Origin of the sequence: Occultella glacieicola, assembly GCF_004353825.1 — a bacterium.
Classification (GTDB): Bacteria; Actinomycetota; Actinomycetes; order Actinomycetales; family Beutenbergiaceae; genus Occultella; species Occultella glacieicola.
This window is the reverse complement of sequence record NZ_SMNA01000002.1, coordinates 483468-501825: the sequence shown is the minus strand read 5'-3', so window position 1 is coordinate 501825 and position 18358 is coordinate 483468. Positions and strand designations below refer to the sequence as shown.

Below are 18358 nucleotides of genomic sequence, written 5' to 3'. Positions count from 1 at the left end.
ACCTGAACATCGGACCTGACGACCGGCTTCGCGCCCCCGCTCAGCCGCCGGTACTGGTGCCGTACCGATCGGCCACGGCCTCGTTGAACCGCTGTTCGCAGCGGTCCTGCGCGGCGATCGTCAGGGCCGAGTCGAGACACTGCTGGCGCTCGACCTGCGCGGGCCACAGCGAGAGCAGGGTGACCGAGGAGAACAGCAGCAGCGCGGACAGCACCATCCCACCGGTCAGGAACACCGTGATCATGCCGCGAACGCCGAACCGGCGGATCTTGCCCAGGGTGCGCAGGCCGATCACGATGGCACCGCCGGCGAACAGCGGCGCCGCGACCTGCCAGGGGATCGGCAGCCCGGACGTGAGCACCGCGGCGAGCAGCAGCAGCCCGAAGAACATGACCGACCGGCTGATCTCGACGAGTTGCTCCGGGCTCGGTGCCGGTCGTGGTTCCTCGGGCGGGCGGCCCGGCCGGAGCAGGCCACCCGGCGGCCGGTCGGGCCGGCGCAGGTTGTGCCGATCCGGGTCCGGCTTGGGCCGCGACGGGTCCGGCGGGGCGTAGGGATTGCTCATCCGACCTCCTCCGTCCTCCAGCGGCCACGACCAGGTCCAGTGTCCCAGATCCGGGACCCCTACTCGGACACCCGTTCGCGTAGCGACTACAGTCGGACGCTGTGTCGACACCTACGCCCGCCCACACCGGATCCGACGAACCGACCGCGGGCCCGGCCCGCGTCGTCGTCCTCATCTCGGGCGGTGGATCGAACCTCGCCGCGCTGCTCGAGGCGGCGCAGGACCCCGGCTACGGCGCCGTCGTCGTGGCCGTCGGTGCCGACCGGCCCGGGTGCGCCGGACTCGACATCGCGGCCGCGGCTGGTGTCCCGACGTTCGTCGAGCGACTGGGGGACCACCCGGACCGGGACGCCTGGGACGGCGCCCTGACGGACGCCGTCGCCGCCCACTCACCGGATCTCGTGATCTCGGCGGGCTTCCTCAAGCTGGTCGGCTCCAGGTTCCTGTCCCGGTTCGGCGGGCGGTACCTGAACACCCACAACGCGCTCCTGCCGGCGTTCCCGGGTATCCACGGGCCACGGGAGGCGCTCGCCTACGGGGTGAAACTGGCCGGGGCCACCCTGTTCGTGGTCGACGAGGGCGTGGACACCGGCGTGATCATCGCCCAGTGCGCGGTGCCGGTGCTCGACGACGACACCGAGGAGAGCCTCACCGAGCGGATCAAGGTCGCCGAGCGGGCCCAGCTCGTGGACTACACGGGCCGGCTGGCCCGCCACCCGTGGCGGGTCGAGGGACGTCGCGTCATCATCGAGGCCTGACCGGGGTTCCGGGGTGAGCGGCGGTGGCCGTCCCTTGGTGCGAGCGGTGTCGCTACGGACCCCAGCCGCCGTTCATGGTGCGGCCGCGCAACTGCACGCGCGGGTGCATCCGAGCCTGGTTCGCGTCGATCGTGTCGCTCGCGTCGCTGGCGGCGAACATCTCGGCGACGTAGCCCCGCACCGCCCGCCAGGCCCGCACGTACCACGCTGCTGGTGTCTCTGCCATGGTCGTCACCTCATCGTCCGGCCACACTGTCGAACAATCCTTGACCGGCACTTTACCCTGGATCGGCGTGCGGCGACAGTGGAGGTGACCCGACCCGCCCGGGCGACCCTGCGCCGTCGGGCGCTAGACTGGCCGCGGTCGTGACTGGCGTCAGAGGTGGAGCACCACCTGGGAGCGGCCGAAGGATCGAATCTGTAGCGCACCGATCGCCTGGGTGCCGCGGTGGTGCACATCATCGTCGAGCGACCCCGGTGGGTCGCGCCAATTCGAACCAGGAGTGAACGCCATGACCGATCTCATCCCCCTGCGCCGCGCCCTCGTCTCGGTCTACGACAAGACCGGGCTGCCCGACCTGGCGACCGCTCTGCACGCCGCCGGCGTCGCGCTCGTGTCGACCGGGTCCACCGCGGGCGTGATCGAGGGCGCCGGGGTCCCGGTGACGCGGGTCGAGGACTTGACCGGCTTCCCCGAGTGTCTCGAGGGCCGCGTCAAGACACTGCACCCGCGGGTGCACGCCGGCATCCTCGCCGACCGGCGCAAGGCCGACCACGTCCAGCAGCTGGCGGACCTCGAGATCGAGCCGTTCGACCTGGTCATCGTGAACCTGTACCCGTTCACGGACACGGTCACCTCCGGGGCGAGCCCGGACGAGTGCATCGAGCAGATCGACATCGGCGGCCCGTCCATGGTGCGTGCCGCCGCGAAGAATCACCCGAGCGTCGCCGTCGTGGTGGACCCGGCCCGGTACGACGAGGTGATCGCCGCCGCGCAGGGAGAGGGCTTCAGCCTGGCCCAACGGCAGCGCCTCGCCGCGGATGCGTTCCGGCACACCGCCACCTACGACGTGCACGTGGCCTCCTGGATCGGCAACGTCGTGGCCCCCGACGACGAGGGATCCGGCTTCCCCGGCTGGGTCGGCGCCACCTGGGACCGCACCGCGGTGCTGCGCTACGGGGAGAACCCGCACCAGCGCGCCGCGCTGTACACCGACGGGTTCGGTGCGCAGAGTGGAACGAGCCTCGCCGGCGCGACGCAGCTGCACGGCAAGGAGATGAGCTACAACAACTACGTGGACGCCGACGCCGCGTGGCGTGCCGCCCACGACCACGGCGACGCCCCGACGGTCGCGGTCATCAAGCACGCGAACCCGTGCGGGATCGCCGTCGGCACCGACATCGCCGACGCCCACGCCAAGGCGCACGCGTGCGACCCGGTCTCGGCGTACGGCGGCGTGATCGCCTCGAACCAGGTCGTCACCGAGGCGATGGCCAACCAGGTCAAGGACGTGTTCACCGAGGTCGTGCTCGCCCCCGGGTTCGAGGACGCGGCCCTGGAGATCCTCAGCCGGAAGAAGAACGTCCGCCTGCTCGCGGTGGCCGCGGCGCCCTCGGGCGGCGGTCTGCGGGAGATCTCCGGCGGCATGCTGCTGCAGAACGCGGACCGGATCGACGCCGACGGCGACTCCCCCGCGAACTGGACGCTGGCGACCGGTGAAGCGGCCGACGAGGCCACCCTGGCGGACCTGGAGTTCGCGTGGCGCTCGGTGCGGGCGGTGAAGTCGAACGCGATCCTGCTCGCGAACGCCGGCGCGTCCGTGGGCATCGGCATGGGCCAGGTGAACCGGGTCGACTCCTGCCGCCTCGCCGTCGAGCGCGCGAACTCCGACGGCGCCGATCGGGCCCGCGGGTCCGTGGCCGCCTCGGACGCGTTCTTCCCGTTCGCCGACGGGCTGCAGGTGCTCCTCGACGCCGGCGTGCGCGCCGTCGTCCAGCCCGGCGGCTCCGTGCGCGACGAGGAGGTCATCGCAGCCGCCGCGGAGGCCGGGGTCACCCTCTACCTGACCGGCACCCGCCACTTCGCGCACTGACGACCGGCGCACGGTCGCGGCGCCCCGGGGGCGGTCAGGGCACGACGGCGGAGCGTAGTTTCGTCGTCGGGTCCGCCGCGAGCACGGGGTCGAGCCGGGGGAGTTCGGCCGCGCCGAGCAGTCTGCGAACGGCGGCAACCTCGCGGGGGGCGTCGACGATGACGGCACCGACGAGGGCGTCGCCCTCGAGCGCGAGAGCCGTCCATGGGCCGGCCCCGACCTCACCGCGGTCGAGGAGGCGGATCGGCGCACCGTCGGTCCCGTGCAGACGGCCGAACACGGTCAGGTGGTGCCCGAGCTGGGTGGAGTACACGTACGGTGCGGGCTCCGCCGCGCCGTCGGGTTCGATGCCGAGCAGGGCCCGGGCCAGCGGCTCGGGATCGGTGAGCGCCGCGGACCAGTGGCCGCCGGGCACGGCGCCGAGGGTCGGATGCGACCGAGCGGCGACGTCCCCGACCGCCCAGACCCCGGGGGTGGCGCTGGCCCCACCGGCGTCGACCCGCACGTGCCCGGACGGCTCCCGGCGGACCGCGTCACCGAGCCACTCGGTGGCCGGGCGGGCCCCGATCGCGCACAGCACCACGTCCGCGGCGAACGTGCGGCCATCGGTGAGGTGCACGCCGTCGGGCTCGACCCGGGTGACCGTGGCGCCGGTGTGCAGGTCCACCCCCGCCTGCGCGTACCACGGCGTGGTGCGCCCGCCCAGGTCGGGTCCCAGTTGCCGGCCCAGGGGAGCGGGTCCCGCCTCCAGGACGGTCACCGACGCGCCCGCGGCCGCGGCCACCCCGGCCACCTCGGCGCCGATCCAGCCGGCGCCGACCACCACGATCCGGGCGCCGGGCGTGATCGCGGCCCGGAGCGTGTCCGCGTCGCTCGCCGAGTGCAGCAGCAGCGCGTGATCCCAGCCGTGCGGGCGCAGCGGCCGGGACCCGGTGGCCGCCACCACCGCGTCCGCGGCGAGTTCCGCGCCATCGTCCAGGTCCAGCCGTGGGCCGTCCGGACCCACGCGGAGCGCGCGCGCTGCCGTGGCGAGCCGCACCTCGTCGGCGAGGCCGTCCAGGTCGTAGCCGAGGTCGTCGGCGAGCCACAGCGGCGTGGTCCGGGTGAGGAGCTCCTTCGACAGCGGTGGCCGGTCGTACGGAGGCAGGCCCTCGTTGCCGAGCAGGGTGAGGTGACCGGTGAACCCGGTGGCGCGCAGTTCGGCGACGGTGCGCAGCCCGGCGAGCCCGGCTCCCACCACCACGATCCGGTCCGGACGTCGGGGCGCGGGGAGTCTCACGTTCCCACCGTAGCCCCGCAGTGGACGCGTTCAGGCTTCGGCCCGGGCGGTGCGGAGCGCGCTCAGGGAGCCCGGATCAGGTCCGCCGGCGCCACCTCGACGTCGAACGGGTGGTGGAGGATCGCGCGCTCGTCACCGGCGAGGGTCCGTGGTGACGTAGCGGCCGTCGACCAGGTCGAGGGCGACCAGCTCCGGTGCCTTCGGGTCGACGACCCAATAGGACTGCACGCCGCTGTCCTCGTACTTCGACGCTTCAGCACCAGATCTTTGCGCCGAGTGGACGGTGAGAGCACCTCGACGGCCAGGACCAGCGGCGCCGTGATGTTCCTGACCGCGACGTCCTCGTTGCGGACCACGAGCAGGTCCGGCTGCAGCGAGGTGCGCAGGTCCGGCCGCCAGTCGACCGGGGAGAGGAAGACTTCGTAGCCGGGAGTGCAGGCGGCACGCAGCAGCAGGTGCAGGTTGCCGATCGTGCGCTGATGCAGGAGCACCGGGGCCGGGGTCACGAGCAGCAAACCGTCGAGCAGCTCGTACTGCAGCCCGTCGTCCGGAAGCCGGTCGAGGTCATCGACCGTCCATTCCTCGCCGGTGCGCGGCATCGCTGTCATGACCCCCATGGTGCTCCTTGGCGCTCCTGCCTGTCACCAGCCGTCATGATCCGATCATGACGGCCTGGCATTCAGGGGTCGGCCGTTGTCCACAGGCCACCGCCGCCGTGCGGTGCCGGGGTCTGGGAGGGGGCCTGCGAGGGCCTCGCTGTCCGGCGAGTAGGCTCGCATGCGTGACCGTTCCCACCAGCGCACCGGCCGACGTGCCACTGCCCGCGCAACCGCGCAGCCACGCGGTGATGTGGGTGGCCCTGCTCGCGATGGTGCTGATCGTGGCCGCGTCGTTCCTGGTCGGCGCCCGGCCGGCCTCGCTCATGTTCGCCGCCGAGCTCGGCGTGCTGGCGTTCGTCCGCGCCGTCGCCCCGCGGCCGGGCCCCTACGGGATCTCGGCCCGGTCGCGGGGCTTCGACGTGGCGTTCCTGGCGGTGACCGGGCTGGTGATGGCGACGTTCGCGATCACCGCGCCGGCCGCGGCCATCTGACCCGATCCGAGGAGCTCAGGCGCGGGTTGTGCCGTCCTCGGGGCGGGCGCTCCCGCCGTCCTCGTCGGAGACATCGCCCTTGCCGGTGACGTCGTCCTCGGTCGCGGAGACCTCGTCGGCCGCCTCGTCCTCGTCGACCTCGGCCCAGCTGATCCGGTCAGGGTCGTCGGACTCGTCGAGCGTGACCGAGGCCGCGCCGTGGCCGGCCTCGTCGTCGGTGTCGTCGTCGTCCTCGTCGTCGTCCGGCTCGTCGTCGTCGTCGTCGTCGTAGTCCTCGTCCTCGTACGCGACGACCGGCAGCGGCTCCGGCGCGAACACCGTGAACAGCAGCGCCGTGATCGCGGCCCCGAGCAGCGGCGCCACCCAGAACAGCCAGACCTGGCCGAGGGCCCAGGAGTCGGAGAAGACCGCGATCGCCGTGGCCCGGGCCGGGTTCATCGCCCCGCCCGCCACGAACGTGGTGGCCACCGAGAGGATGCCGTAGAACAGGCCGGTCACGATCGCGGCCGAGTATCCGCGGCGGCTCGACGCCGTCCGGGTGACGGCGAGCGCCACGGCGACGAACAGCGCGGTCGCGACCACCTCGATGATCAGGACCTGCAGCATCGTGGTCGAGATCGCCCCGGACGAGGCCCGCGCGAACGTCGAGTTCGCGTCGAAGCCGCTCGCGGACTGCGCGAACAGGGACCGCACCGTGGTCAGCTGCAGCTGGGTCGGGAGCTCGACCGGGGTGGTGATGAACAGCAGCGCCGACGCTCCCACGCCACCGGCGACCTGGGCCAGCCAGTACGGGAGCACCGCGGACCAGGACAGCCGTCCGGTGATCGCGGCGCCGAGGGTCAGGGCCGGGTTGAAGTGCCCGCCGGAGACGTACACGAACATCGCCATCGCGGCCATCAGTGCGACGCCCCAGGCGAGCGCCTCGGCCACCTGGTCGGCGTTGAAGAGGATGCCCCCGTACACGGCCAGGCCGAGCCCGAGGAACACGAGGATGAACGTGCCGACGAACTCGGCACCGAGCCGCTGGCCGAGGGGGTGCTCTCGCTCCGGCTCGAGGACGTCCTCGGTGTAGTCGTCGATGTCGTCAACGATGGTGCTGGTCATGGGAATCCCGTCGAGAGAGGGCGTGATCGGTGCCTACCCTCTCACCCCCGCCTGGGTGCCCGCTGAACGTGAGCGCAGACGAGGCCGTGCGAGCCGCGGGCCGGCCGGGGAAGCCGGACGCGTCCTGCCGGGTATCTCGATGTCGAGTAATCTGGTGGCGCATGCCGGTCGCCCGCTCCGACGCGGGTCGGCGCGACCGGTGGCAGACCGCCCAGGAGTTCCTCGTCGCGCTGACCCACGGCGCCCGCGCCCCGCGCTCCTGGTCACCAGAGCGAAGACAGGAGTTCGACCATGACTCAGCCCGTCAATGTGACGGTCACGGGTGCCGCCGGCCAGATCGGCTACGCCCTGTTGTTCCGCATCGCCTCCGGGCAGCTGCTCGGACCGGACACCCCGGTGAAGCTGCGCCTGCTGGAGATCCCGCAGGGTGTGAAGGCGGCCGAGGGCACCGCGATGGAGCTGGAGGACTGCGCTTTCGGCCTCCTCGAGGGCATCGACATCTTCGACGACCCGACCGCGGGCTTCGCGGGCGCCAACGTGGCACTGCTCGTGGGTGCGCGCCCGCGCGGCGCCGGGATGGAACGAGGTGACCTGCTCGAGGCCAACGGCGGCATCTTCGGACCGCAGGGCAAGGCCCTGAACGCGGGCGCCGCGGACGACATCCGGGTGCTGGTGGTCGGCAACCCGGCGAACACGAACGCCCTGATCGCGCAGGCGAACGCCCCGGACATCCCGGCCGAACGCTTCACGGCGATGACCCGCCTGGACCACAACCGAGCCCTCAGCCAGCTCGCCGGCAAGAGCGGCGCCGCGGTCAGCGAGATCAGGAACCTGACCATCTGGGGCAACCACTCCGCCACCCAGTACCCGGACATCTTCCACGCCACGATCGGTGGCCGCCCGGCGGCCGAGGTCGTGGACGACCAGGCCTGGCTCGTCGACACGTTCATCCCGACGGTCGCCAAGCGTGGCGCCGCGATCATCGAGGCGCGCGGCGCGTCGTCGGCGGCCTCCGCCGCGAACGCCGCCATCGACCACGTGCACGACTGGGTCAACGGCACCCCCGAGGGCTCGTGGACGTCCGCGGCGATCCCCTCCGACGGGTCCTACGGCGTTCCCGAGGGCCTGATCTCCTCGTTCCCGGTCACCTCCACCGGTGGCGCCTGGCAGATCGTCCAGGGGCTCGACGTCAACGAGTTCTCCCGCGCCCGCATCGACGCCTCGGTCGCCGAGCTCGCCGAGGAGCGGGACGCGGTCAAGGGGCTCGGCCTGATCTGATCCGGGCCCGATCCGCGAGCGAGCAACGCCGACGGCGCCCGTCCACCTCCTGGGGGACGGGCGCCGTTCGCGGTGCGGGCCCGGCGGGCGGTCGGCCACGGCACCCGTGGAGACCGGGCCGCGGGCGGCGACCGTGGGCCTACTGGGCGGGTGTCTGCGCGGAGCGGCCGATTGCACGCACCGACAGGCCGATCAGCACCAGTGCGATTCCGGCGAGCAGTGCGTAGATGCCGAGCAGCACACCGAAGGTGGTGGCGGCGACGTCCGGGGCCGCCACCAGGAAGATGCCGAACGCGAGCGTGATCACGCCGAACGCGAGACCCAGGGTCCAGGCGGCGCCGAGGCTCCGGCGGCCGCGCACCGCGGAGATCGCGAGGATGAGCCCACCGATGATGGCCCAGACGCCGGCCACGATGAGCAGGATCTCGGTCCCCACCGCCGGCCGCACGATCAGGAACACCCCGGCGATCGCGCCGAGGACCCCGAAGAAGATCTCGCTGCCGGCGCCCGGGGTTCCCCGGGTGCGGATCCCGTGCACGATCGCGAGCACGCCGTCGACGGCCCAGAAGATGCCCAGGAGGAGCACGAATGTGGGCAGCACCTTGTCCGGCCAGACCAGGGCCAGGATCCCGAAGACGATCGCGACGGCGCCGCGGATCACGGCGTAGTACCAGACGTCCTTCGCGAGCGCCGACACGACGTTGGTGGATGAGGGTTCGGACATGGCGGCCTGCTCTCTGGCGCGACGACGCTGCTGGGCAGTCAATCTGTACCGGTTCCGCGCCCGCGCGGCAAGGAGGCGTGCCGGAGGTCGTCGGATCCGTCGTTGCAAGGCCTTGCTGAAAGTTGCTGGCAGCCGTTACGGTCGTCCCAGTGACGTCGCTCGTCGGTGAGCGACGCAGTCGAAGGAGACCCCGTGGCGACCACCCGCGCCCCCCGCCGCCTGCCCGCGATCCTGGCCACCCTCGCCCTCGCCCTGACCGGCGCGGTCACCGCCCTGACACCCGAACCGGCGTTCGCGGCGAACGACCGGCAGGTCGTGCTCGTCGGCTCGCTGCAGTCCGAACTCGGGTGCGCCGAGGACTGGCAGACGAACTGTGCCGCGACCACGCTCATCGGCACCGACGTGGACGGCGTCTACGCGGCCGAGTTTAGTTTGCCCGCCGGCACCTGGGAGTACAAGGTGGCCCTCGACGGCACCTGGGACGAGGCGTACGGGCTGGACGGCGGCGACGCGAACATCCCGCTGGTGCTGCCCGGAGAGGCCACCCTGCGGTTCAGCTACGACGACGGGACGCACCGGGTCGGCCTGCAGGTGCTCGACCTGCGCGGCGACTACAGCGAGGCGGACGCCGAACTGGTCGCGGACCCGGTGCGCAGCGAGGGCGCCGGCGAGCAGTTCTACTTCGTGCTCACCGACCGGTTCGCCAACGGCGACCCCGCCAACGACACGGCGGGCCTCGGCGACGACCCGCTGGTCTCCGGGCACGACCCGACGAACCAGGGCTTCTACCACGGGGGCGACATCGCCGGCCTGACCAACCGGCTCGACTACATCGAGGGCCTCGGCACCACCGCGATCTGGCTGACCCCCTCGTTCACGAACCAGGCGGTCCAGGGCACCGGTGCGGACGCCTCGGCCGGCTACCACGGCTACTGGATCACCGACTTCACCCAGATCGACCCGCACCTCGGCACGAACGCGGAGCTGGAGGCATTCATCGAGGACGCCCACGCGCGCGGCATCGACGTCTACTTCGACATCATCACCAACCACACCGCGGACCTGATCGACTACGCCGAGGGCGAGTACGGCTACATCGACCAGGCCACCTCCCCGTATCTGACCGCCGACGGCGTCCCGTTCGATCCCTCCGACGTGGCCGGCTCCCCGGACTTCCCGGCGCTCGACGCCGCCACGTCCTTCCCGTACACCCCGGTGCGTGCCGAGGCGCGCCCGGCGATGGTGCCCGACTGGCTGAACGACGTCACGCTCTACCACAACCGCGGCAACTCGACCTGGTCGGGGGAGTCGGTGACCTACGGCGACTTCGACGGCCTCGACGACCTGATGACCGAGGACCCCGAGGTCGTCGAGGGCATGATCGACATCTACACCACCTGGATGGACCTCGGCATCGACGGGTTCCGGATCGACACGGTCAAGCACGTCAACCCCGAGTTCTGGGAGACGTTCACCGCCGCGATCACCGAGCACGCCGGCGCGATCGGCAACGACGACTTCTTCAGCTTCGGCGAGGTCTACGACGCGGACGCCCGGCTCATCTCCCCGTACGTGCGCGACACCGACATGGACGCGGTCCTGGACTTCGCCTACCAGGCAGCGGCCGCGAACTACGCCCGCGGCGCGGGCGCGAACGCGCTCGCGGGCCTGTTCGCCTCCGACGACCACTACACCACCCCGACCTCCTCGGCGGACGCCCTCCCGACGTTCCTCGGCAACCACGACATGGGCCGGCTCGGGTACCTCCTCGGCGACGTGTCCGACCCGCTCCAGCGGTCCGAGCTGGCCCACTCCCTGATGTATCTCACCCGCGGCCAGCCGGTGGTCTACTACGGCGACGAGCAGGGCTTCATCGGCACCGGCAACGACAAGGGCGCCCGGCAGTCCCTGTTCGCCTCGCAGACGCCCCTCTACATCGATCAGCCGCTGCTCACCGGCGAACAGGCCGGATCCGTGGACCGCTACGACACCGACGCGCCGCTGTACACCCACATCGCCGAGCTCGCCGCGCTGCGCAGCGCCAACCCGGCGCTGTCCGGCGGCGCCCAGATCGAGCTCGCCGCCGACGGCGGCGTGTACGCCTTCGCCCGCGTGGACCGCACCGAACGCGTCGAGCACCTCGTCGCGCTCAACAACGAGACCGCCGCCCGCACGATCACGCTGACCACCCTGACCCCCGGCGCCACCTACGCCACGCTGTACGGGACGCCGCAGACGGTCACGGCGGACGCCGCCGGCGAGGTGAGCCTCACCGTCGACCCGCTCTCCGCCGTCGTGCTCCGTGCTGACGCGCAGGTCGCGGTGCCGAGCGAGATCCTCGCGCCGGTGCTGACACCCCTGCCCGGCAGCGCCGTCGAGGGCCTCGCCCCGATCGGCGCGGACGCCTCCGACCACACCTGGAGCGAGACCACGTTCTCCGTCCGGGTGGTCGGCACCCAGGACTGGCAGCTCCTCGGCACCGCCGAGGACACCACGCCCCGGGTCTTCCACGACACCGGCGACCTGGCCGCCGGCACCCTCCTGGAGTACCGGGCCGTCACCGTGGACGCGGCCGGGAACCGGACCGCGGCCTCCACCTACGCCAACGTCGGCTTCGCGGTCAACGGTGTGGTCGAGACCGACCCGGGTGCGGCCACCGTCACGATCCCCGGCACCCACAACACCGCGATGGGCTGCGCCTCGGACTGGTCCCCGGACTGCGAGGCGGCGGCGCTGACCCTCGGCGAGCACGGCCTCTACACCGGCACGTTCGACCTGCCGGCCGGCGCCTACGAGTACAAGGTCGCGATCGGCGGGTCCTGGGCCGAGAACTACGGCGTCGGCGGGGTGCGCGACGGCGCCAACTCCTCCTACACCCACGCCGGCGGACCCGTCACGTTCTACTACGACCCGGTCACGCACTACTTCTCGAACACGGCACAGACCCCGGTGGTCACCCTCCCCGGCAGCCTGAACTCCGAGGTCGGCTGCGCCGGCGACTGGGATCCCGGCTGCCTGCGCACCTGGATGCAGGACCCCGACGGCGACGGCGTGTTCACCTGGTCCACGAACGCCCTCCCCGCGGGCGGCTACGAGGTGAAGGTCGCGCACGGGCTGAGCTGGGACGAGAACTACGGCGCGGGCGGCGCGGCGGGCGGCGCGAACATCGCCTTCACCGTGGGCGCCGGCCAGTTCGTGCAGTTCGCCTACGACCTGGCCACCCACCAGCTCACGATCGCCGTCACCGACTACCCGACGGCCGGCGTCGGGCAGTGGCGGGTGCACTGGCTGGACCAGACCACCATCGCGGTGCCGCGCGACCTGCTGCCCGCCGGCGCCGCCCCCACGGACCTGGCCTGGGCGCTGGTCACCGCGCCCGACGGCGGGCTGACGCTCGCCGGCAACGACGTCACCGGCGGCACCGCCACCGGTCTCGAGGTCATCGACACCGGGCTCGACCCGCAACTGCGCGAGCGGTACCCGCACCTGGCCGACTCGGTCGCGCTGGCGGTCACGGACCTGGACCGCGCCGCCGTCGAGGCGGCCCTCACCGGCCAGCTCGCCCTCACCGCGCACAACGCCGGTGGCGCCCTGACCGTGTTCACCGGTGTGCAGCTGCCGGGTGTCCTTGACGACCTCTACGCCCAGGACGCAGCCCAGGCGCCGCTGGGTGCCACCTGGCACGCCGACGGGGCCGTGAGCGTCGCCGTCTGGGCGCCGACCGCCCGCGACGTGGACCTGCTGCTCTTCGACGACGGCACCGGCACCGGGGAACCGGAACGGCTCGCCGCGACCCGGCAGGCCGACGGCACCTGGACCGTGGCCGGCGCCGCCGACTGGCGCGACCGTGCCTACCTCTGGGACATCGAGGTCTACGTGCCCGGCACCGACGCCGTCGAGCACAACGTGGTCACCGACCCGTACTCGGTCGCGTTGACCGTGGACTCGACGCACTCGGTGCTCGTGGACCTGGACGACCCGTCCTACCAACCGGCCCTGTGGGCGGACACCCCGAACCCGGACGCGATCCGCGGCGTCGACCAGACGATCTACGAACTGCACGTGCGTGACTTCTCCATCGCCGACGAGAGCGTGCCCGAGCCGCTGCGCGGCAGCTATGCGGCCTTCACGCAGACCGACAGCGCTGGGATGACCCACCTGCGCGATCTCGCCGACGCCGGCCTGACCACCGTGCACCTGCTGCCCACCTTCGACATCGCGACGATCCCCGAGGCGCGTGCGGAGCAGTCCGTCCCGGTGGTCCCGGACGCCGCCCCGGACTCGCCCGGCCAGCAGGCCGCGGTGATGGCGGCCGCGGACACCGACGGCTTCAACTGGGGATACGACCCGCTGCACTTCACCACCCCGGAGGGTTCCTACGCGAGCCCGGGCCACCAGGACGGCGGGGCCCGGGTGGCGGAGTTCCGCTCGATGGTCGGAGCCCTGCACGACGCGGACCTGCGGGTGGTGCTGGACCAGGTGTTCAACCACACCGCCGCGTCCGGCCAGGACGCATTGTCGGTCCTGGACCGGGTCGTGCCGGGCTACTACCAGCGCCTCGACGCGGCCGGGCAGGTGGAGACCTCGACCTGCTGCCAGAACGTGGCCACCGAGCATGCGATGGCGCAGGACCTGATGGTCGACTCCGTGCTGACCTGGGCCCGGGAGTACCGCGTGGACGGCTTCCGGTTCGACCTGATGGGCCACCACTCCCGGGCGAACTTGGAGGCGGTCCGCGCTGCGCTGGACACCCTCACCATCGCCGAGGACGGCGTCGACGGCGCCTCGATCTACCTCTACGGGGAGGGCTGGAACTTCGGGGAGGTGGCGAACAACCGGCTCTTCGAACAGGCCACCCAGGGTCAGCTCGACGGCACCGGCATCGGCACCTTCTCGGACCGGCTCCGGGACGCGGTGCAGGGCGGGCACGGCACCCTGCAGCAGCAGGGCTTCGGCACCGGGCTGTACACCGACAACAACGCCGTGACCGGCGCCCAGACCCCGGGCCAGCTCGCGGACCTGCAGCACCGCGCGGACCTGGTCCGACTGGGCCTGGCCGGGAACCTCGCCTCCTACGAGTTCCTGACCTCCTCCGGGGCCTGGTTGCGCGGGGACCAACTCGACTACAACGGACAGCCGGCCGGATACGCGACCTCACCCGAGGAGGTGGTCACCTACGTCGACGCCCACGACAACGAGACGCTCTACGACCTGCTCGCGCTGCGCCTGCCCGCGGACTCCACCGTCGACGAGCGGGTCCGGATGAACACCCTCGCGCTGGCCACCACGGCGCTGTCCCAGACGCCGTCCTTCTGGCACGCCGGCACCGACCTGCTGCGCAGCAAGTCCCTGGACCGCAACAGCTACAACTCCGGCGACCACTTCAACGAGATCGACTGGACGATGCAGGACTCGGTGTTCGGCACCGGGCTCCCGCCGCAACGGGACAACGGGGCGAACTGGGCGGTGCAGGGCCCGCTGCTCGCGGATCCCGCGCTGGTGCCCGCGCCGGACCAGATCGCCCAGTCCGCCGCGATGGCCCAGGACCTGCTCCGGCTGCGGTTCTCCACGCCGTTGTTCCGGCTCGGCGAGACCGACCTGATCACCGAGCGGGTCACGTTCCCGGGCTCCGGCCCGGACGCCACCGCGGGCCTGGTCGTGATGAGCATCGACGACGCCGCCGGCGCGTACGCGGAGGATGTCGACGCGGGGCTCGACGGGGTGCTCGTGGTCCTGAACACGACGCCCGACCCGATCACCGAGACCGTCGACGGCTTCGCCGGCCGCGACCTCGAACTCTCCGACGTCCAGGCCGAGGGCGCGGACGAGGTGGTCCGGGGGACCGTCTGGGACGCCACCAGCGGCACCGTGACCATCCCGGCGCGCACGGTCGCCGTGCTCGTCGACCCCGCCGAGCCGGTGGTCCCGCTGGACCCGGCGCTCACCCTGAGCCCGGCGAGCGCCGGCCCCGGGGAGCAGGTGGAGGTCGCCGTCACCGGGTTCGCACCGGATGAGGACGTCGAGCTCACCCTCGGCGAGGGGTCGCTGACCGTGCTCAACGTGGACAGCGCGGGTGCGGCGGTCGGCGCCGTCACCATCCCGGCGCAGACGGCGGCCGGAACGTACACCGTGACCGCGACCGGGCTGTCCTCCGGGGTGTCCGCCGAGGCTGGCCTGGTGGTCGAGGTGACCGAGCCGCCGCAGTGCGTGGACCTGCCGCCAGGGCTGGCCGGATGGATCCTGCGGATCCTGATCGCGCTGCTGCGCGCGCTGTTCCCGGGCCTGCCGGAGGTGTGCTGGACCTGAGTCCGCCGTGCGGCCCCCGTGGCAGCCATGGGCCGCCGCTCCGACTAGGCTGGACGCTGGCCTGCCCCACCGACACCGGAGTCCCGCCGCCGTGCATGACACCACCGCCCGTACCGAGCACCGCCTGCGCCGCTTCATCTCCGAGCGGCTCGACGCCGCCGGCTACCGCGCCCGCAGCCAGTTGACCGTCACCGCGTGGGAGGTCCCGGACGAACCGGTGCCGTTCGCCGAGGCGCTCACCCAGGACTTCGCCCCGTTCGAGGTGGGCAGCCCGTGGGGCCGCCCGTGGAGCACGGTCTGGTTCCACGTGCGCGGGCAGGTGCCCGAGGGGTGGGCGCAGGACCTGTCCGGAGCGGCCGACGGCGTGGGCCCGGTCCGGCTGGAACTCCTGGTCGACCTGGGGTTCTCCGACGCCGGCCCCGGCTTCCAGACCGAGGGAGCCATCTGGTCACCCGACGGGGTGCTCCTGAAGGGTCTCGAGCCCCGCAACCACTACCTGCCGCTCGACGTGGCACCGGGGGAGTGGGTGGACCTGTACGTGGAGGCCGCCGCGAACCCGGACGTGCCGAACGGCCAGTGGATCAAGCCGACACCGATGGGTGACAAGGCGACCGCCGGCACCGACCCGATCTATGAACTGCGGGCCGCGGACCTGGCGCTGCTGGACGTCGACGTCTGGGAGCTGCACCAGGACGTCACGGCGCTGCAGGGCCTGATGCTCGAACTCCCGGCCGACTCCCCCCGACGCGCCGAGATCCTGCGCGCCCTGGAGGACATGCTCGACGCCGTCGACCCCGACGACCTGCCCGGAACCGCCGCGAGCGGCCGTGAGGCCCTCGCCGACGTGCGGTCCGCCCCGGCGAGCGCGAGCGCGCACCGGCTGCACGCCGTCGGGCATGCCCACATCGACTCGGCGTGGCTGTGGCCGGTCCGGGAGACCGTCCGCAAGTGCGCCCGCACGTTCGCGAACGTGCTGAACCTGATGGACACCGACCCGGACGTCACGTTCGCCTGCTCCTCCGCCCAGCAGTACGCGTGGATGAAGGAGTACTACCCGGAGCTGTACGCGCGCATCGCCGAGCGGGTCCGCGAGGGCCGGTTCATCCCGGTCGGTGGGATGTGGGTGGAGTCGGACACGAACATGCCCGGCGGTGAGGCCCTGGCCCGGCAGTTCGTGGCCGGCACCCAGTTCTTCATCGACGAGTTCGGGGTCGAGCCGAAAGAGGTGTGGCTGCCGGACTCCTTCGGCTACACCGCCGCGCTGCCGCAGATCGCCCGGGCCAGCGGCAAGGAGTTCCTGCTCACCCAGAAGATCTCCTGGAACGACACGAATAGGTTCCCGCACCACACGTTCGAATGGGCCGGTACCGACGGCACCCGGATCTTCACCCACTTCCCGCCCGTGGACACCTACAACTCCATGATCAGCGGCGCGGAACTGGCCAAGGCGCAGCGCCAGTACGCCGAGAAGGGCCGCGCGAACACCTCGCTGCTGCCCTACGGCTACGGCGACGGCGGCGGCGGCCCGACCCGGGAGATGCTCGCCGCGGCCCGGCGCACCGCCGACCTCGAGGGGTCGCCGAAGGTGACGCTGTCCACGCCCGAGAACTTCTTCACCCAGGCCCGCGCCGAGTACGCCGACCCGCCCACCTGGACCGGCGAGATGTACCTGGAGTACCACCGCGGCACCTACACCTCCCAGCACCGTACGAAGGCCGGCAACCGGCGCAGCGAGCACCTGCTCCGGGAGGCCGAGCTGTGGGCCGCCACGGCCACCGTGCGCACCGGCGCCGCCTACCCGGCCGACGACCTGCGCCGGATCTGGAGGTTGGTGCTGCTGCAGCAGTTCCACGACATCCTGCCCGGCTCGTCGATCGCCTGGGTGCACCGGGAGGCCGAGCGCAACTACACCGAGATCGCGGCGGAGCTCGAGTCACTCATCGCGACCGCGATCGGTCACCTGGTCGGCACCGGCCAGGACGAGATCGCCCTGAACGCCGGACCGTTCGCGCGCGCCGGCGTCCCCGCCCTCGGCGGCGCCGCCCCGGCGGCGGAACCGGGCGCCACGATCGAGCCCGACGGCGAGGGCTGGGTCCTGAGCAACTCCCACCTCCAGGTCGTGGTCGACGCACGCGGTCTGGTCACCTCCCTGCGCGACCTCCCGGCCGACCGTGAGGTGGTCCCGGCCGGGATGGCCGCCAACCTGCTCCAGGTGCACCGGGACATCCCGAACGAGTGGGACGCCTGGGACATCGACGCCCACTACCGCCGCGTGGTGAGCGATCTCGACGCCGCCGAGGAGATCGCCGTCGAGCCCGCCGGTGGCGGCGAGGAGACCACCCGGCTGGTGATCCGCCGTCGGCTCGGCTCCTCGACCATCACCCAGCGGCTCGAACTGGCCGACGACGCCCTGGAGATCACCACCGAGGTGGACTGGCACGAGCGGCAGAAGCTGCTCAAGCTGGCCTTCCCCGTGGACGTCCAGGCCGAGCGGGCCACGTCCGAGATCCAGTTCGGGCACCTTCACCGGCCCACTGCCACGAACACCTCCTGGGACGCGGCCCGGTTCGAGACCGTCGCGCACCGCTGGGTGCACGTGGGCGAGGCCGGCTACGGGGTCGCGGTCGCCAACGACCAGACCTACGGCCACGACATCCGCGCCGACCTCGACCCGGCCGGCCGCCCGATCACCGTGGTGCGCCAGTCCCTGCTGCGAGCACCCTTGTTCCCGGACCCGGACGCCGACCAGGGCGCGCACGTGCTGCGCTCGAGCATCCGCCCGGGCGCCGGCATCGCCGAGTCCGTGCAGGAGGGGTACCGGATGAACCTGCCGGTGCGCACCGTGGCCGGCGCCGGCACGGCGGCGGTCGCGCCGCTGTTGCGCAGCGACAACGACGCCGTGGTCATCGAGGCCGTGAAGCTCGCCGAGGACGGCAGCGGGGACGTGATCGTGCGACTGTACGAGTCGCTCGGCGGCCGGGCCACGGCGGCAGTCACCGCGGACTTCCCGGTGACGTCGGTCACGGCGACGGACCTGCTCGAGCGACCGCTGGGCGAGGGCACCGGCGCGGTCGTGGCCACCGACGCCGGGACGGTCACGCTCGGGCTGCGGCCGTTCCAGATCTGCACGCTCCGATTCGCGCGGTGACGGGGTCGGCGCC

12 protein-coding genes and 1 riboswitch are annotated in these 18358 nt (G+C 72.3%); of the genes, 6 read left to right on the top strand and 6 right to left on the bottom strand.

Annotated features, from left to right (window positions below):
* Nucleotides 1–40 precede the first annotated feature (40 nt).
* Nucleotides 41–565, bottom strand: coding sequence for a hypothetical protein (locus EXU48_RS05215; RefSeq protein WP_133106509.1), 525 nt, complete (start codon nucleotides 563–565; stop codon nucleotides 41–43).
* A gap of 101 nt (nucleotides 566–666) precedes the next feature.
* Between EXU48_RS05215 and purN the strand changes: the two genes are divergently transcribed.
* On the top strand, nucleotides 667–1323 hold the full coding sequence (gene purN, locus EXU48_RS05210) for a phosphoribosylglycinamide formyltransferase (RefSeq protein WP_133106508.1): 657 nt from the start codon (nucleotides 667–669) through the stop codon (nucleotides 1321–1323).
* Between the two features lie 52 nt (nucleotides 1324–1375).
* Here purN and EXU48_RS24425 read toward each other — a convergent pair whose 3' ends face one another.
* The gene (locus tag EXU48_RS24425; RefSeq protein WP_165962687.1) at nucleotides 1376–1549 is read right to left on the bottom strand and encodes a hypothetical protein; all 174 of its coding nucleotides are present in this window, start codon (nucleotides 1547–1549) and stop codon (nucleotides 1376–1378) included.
* Between the two features lie 130 nt (nucleotides 1550–1679).
* Nucleotides 1680–1772, top strand: a riboswitch (ZMP/ZTP riboswitch).
* Nucleotides 1773–1835: 63 nt separating this feature from the next.
* On the opposite strand from EXU48_RS24425, the gene purH reads away from it, so the two are divergent.
* Nucleotides 1836–3416, top strand: a complete 1581-nt coding sequence (gene purH / locus EXU48_RS05205; protein ID WP_133106507.1) for a bifunctional phosphoribosylaminoimidazolecarboxamide formyltransferase/IMP cyclohydrolase — start codon at nucleotides 1836–1838, stop codon at nucleotides 3414–3416.
* 34 nt (nucleotides 3417–3450) lie between these two features.
* Here the strand turns inward: purH and EXU48_RS05200 are convergent, their stop codons facing one another.
* Both EXU48_RS05200 and EXU48_RS05195 read right to left on the bottom strand, forming a co-directional pair.
* The gene (locus EXU48_RS05200; protein WP_235856839.1) at nucleotides 3451–4695 is read right to left on the bottom strand and encodes an NAD(P)/FAD-dependent oxidoreductase; all 1245 of its coding nucleotides are present in this window, start codon (nucleotides 4693–4695) and stop codon (nucleotides 3451–3453) included.
* Nucleotides 4696–4757: 62 nt separating this feature from the next.
* A complete protein-coding gene (locus tag EXU48_RS05195; protein ID WP_207947628.1) occupies nucleotides 4758–5303 on the bottom strand; it encodes a Uma2 family endonuclease in 546 nt (181 codons plus the stop codon).
* Between the two features lie 173 nt (nucleotides 5304–5476).
* On the opposite strand from EXU48_RS05195, the gene EXU48_RS05190 reads away from it, so the two are divergent.
* Nucleotides 5477–5785 carry a DUF3017 domain-containing protein gene (locus EXU48_RS05190; RefSeq protein WP_165962686.1) on the top strand — a complete coding sequence of 103 codons (309 nt, stop codon included), beginning with the start codon at nucleotides 5477–5479 and terminating at the stop codon, nucleotides 5783–5785.
* 15 nt (nucleotides 5786–5800) lie between these two features.
* On the opposite strand, the gene EXU48_RS05185 is transcribed toward EXU48_RS05190, so the two are convergent.
* Nucleotides 5801–6889: an MIP/aquaporin family protein gene (locus EXU48_RS05185; RefSeq protein ID WP_133106504.1), complete on the bottom strand. Its 1089-nt coding sequence runs from the start codon at nucleotides 6887–6889 to the stop codon at nucleotides 5801–5803.
* A gap of 291 nt (nucleotides 6890–7180) precedes the next feature.
* Between EXU48_RS05185 and EXU48_RS05180 the strand changes: the two genes are divergently transcribed.
* Nucleotides 7181–8167, top strand: coding sequence for a malate dehydrogenase (locus tag EXU48_RS05180; protein WP_133106503.1), 987 nt, complete (start codon nucleotides 7181–7183; stop codon nucleotides 8165–8167).
* Nucleotides 8168–8306: 139 nt separating this feature from the next.
* On the opposite strand, the gene EXU48_RS05175 is transcribed toward EXU48_RS05180, so the two are convergent.
* Entirely contained in the window at nucleotides 8307–8891 is a 585-nt protein-coding gene (locus EXU48_RS05175; RefSeq protein ID WP_133106502.1) for an HdeD family acid-resistance protein, read from the bottom strand.
* A 192-nt stretch (nucleotides 8892–9083) separates the two neighbouring features.
* Here EXU48_RS05175 and pulA point away from each other — a divergent pair, with 192 nt between their 5' ends.
* Both pulA and EXU48_RS05165 read left to right on the top strand, forming a co-directional pair.
* Nucleotides 9084–15197: a pullulanase-type alpha-1,6-glucosidase gene (gene pulA / locus EXU48_RS05170; protein ID WP_133106501.1), complete on the top strand. Its 6114-nt coding sequence runs from the start codon at nucleotides 9084–9086 to the stop codon at nucleotides 15195–15197.
* Nucleotides 15198–15288: 91 nt separating this feature from the next.
* Nucleotides 15289–18345, top strand: coding sequence for an alpha-mannosidase (locus EXU48_RS05165; protein WP_133106500.1), 3057 nt, complete (start codon nucleotides 15289–15291; stop codon nucleotides 18343–18345).
* Nucleotides 18346–18358 lie beyond the last annotated feature (13 nt).

What these genes read in the sequence shown, in the direction of transcription:
- EXU48_RS24425 (WP_165962687.1), bottom strand. Translation starts at nt 1,549, where the DNA reads ATGGCAGAGACACCAGCAGCGTGGTACGTGCGGGCCTGGCGGGCGGTG.
- purH (WP_133106507.1), top strand. Translation starts at nt 1,836, where the DNA reads ATGACCGATCTCATCCCCCTGCGCCGCGCCCTCGTCTCGGTCTACGAC.
- EXU48_RS05180 (WP_133106503.1), top strand. Translation starts at nt 7,181, where the DNA reads ATGACTCAGCCCGTCAATGTGACGGTCACGGGTGCCGCCGGCCAGATC.
- EXU48_RS05175 (WP_133106502.1), bottom strand. Translation starts at nt 8,891, where the DNA reads ATGTCCGAACCCTCATCCACCAACGTCGTGTCGGCGCTCGCGAAGGAC.
- EXU48_RS05185 (WP_133106504.1), bottom strand. Translation starts at nt 6,889, where the DNA reads ATGACCAGCACCATCGTTGACGACATCGACGACTACACCGAGGACGTC.
- EXU48_RS05195 (WP_207947628.1), bottom strand. Translation starts at nt 5,303, where the DNA reads ATGACAGCGATGCCGCGCACCGGCGAGGAATGGACGGTCGATGACCTC.
- EXU48_RS05215 (WP_133106509.1), bottom strand. Translation starts at nt 565, where the DNA reads ATGAGCAATCCCTACGCCCCGCCGGACCCGTCGCGGCCCAAGCCGGAC.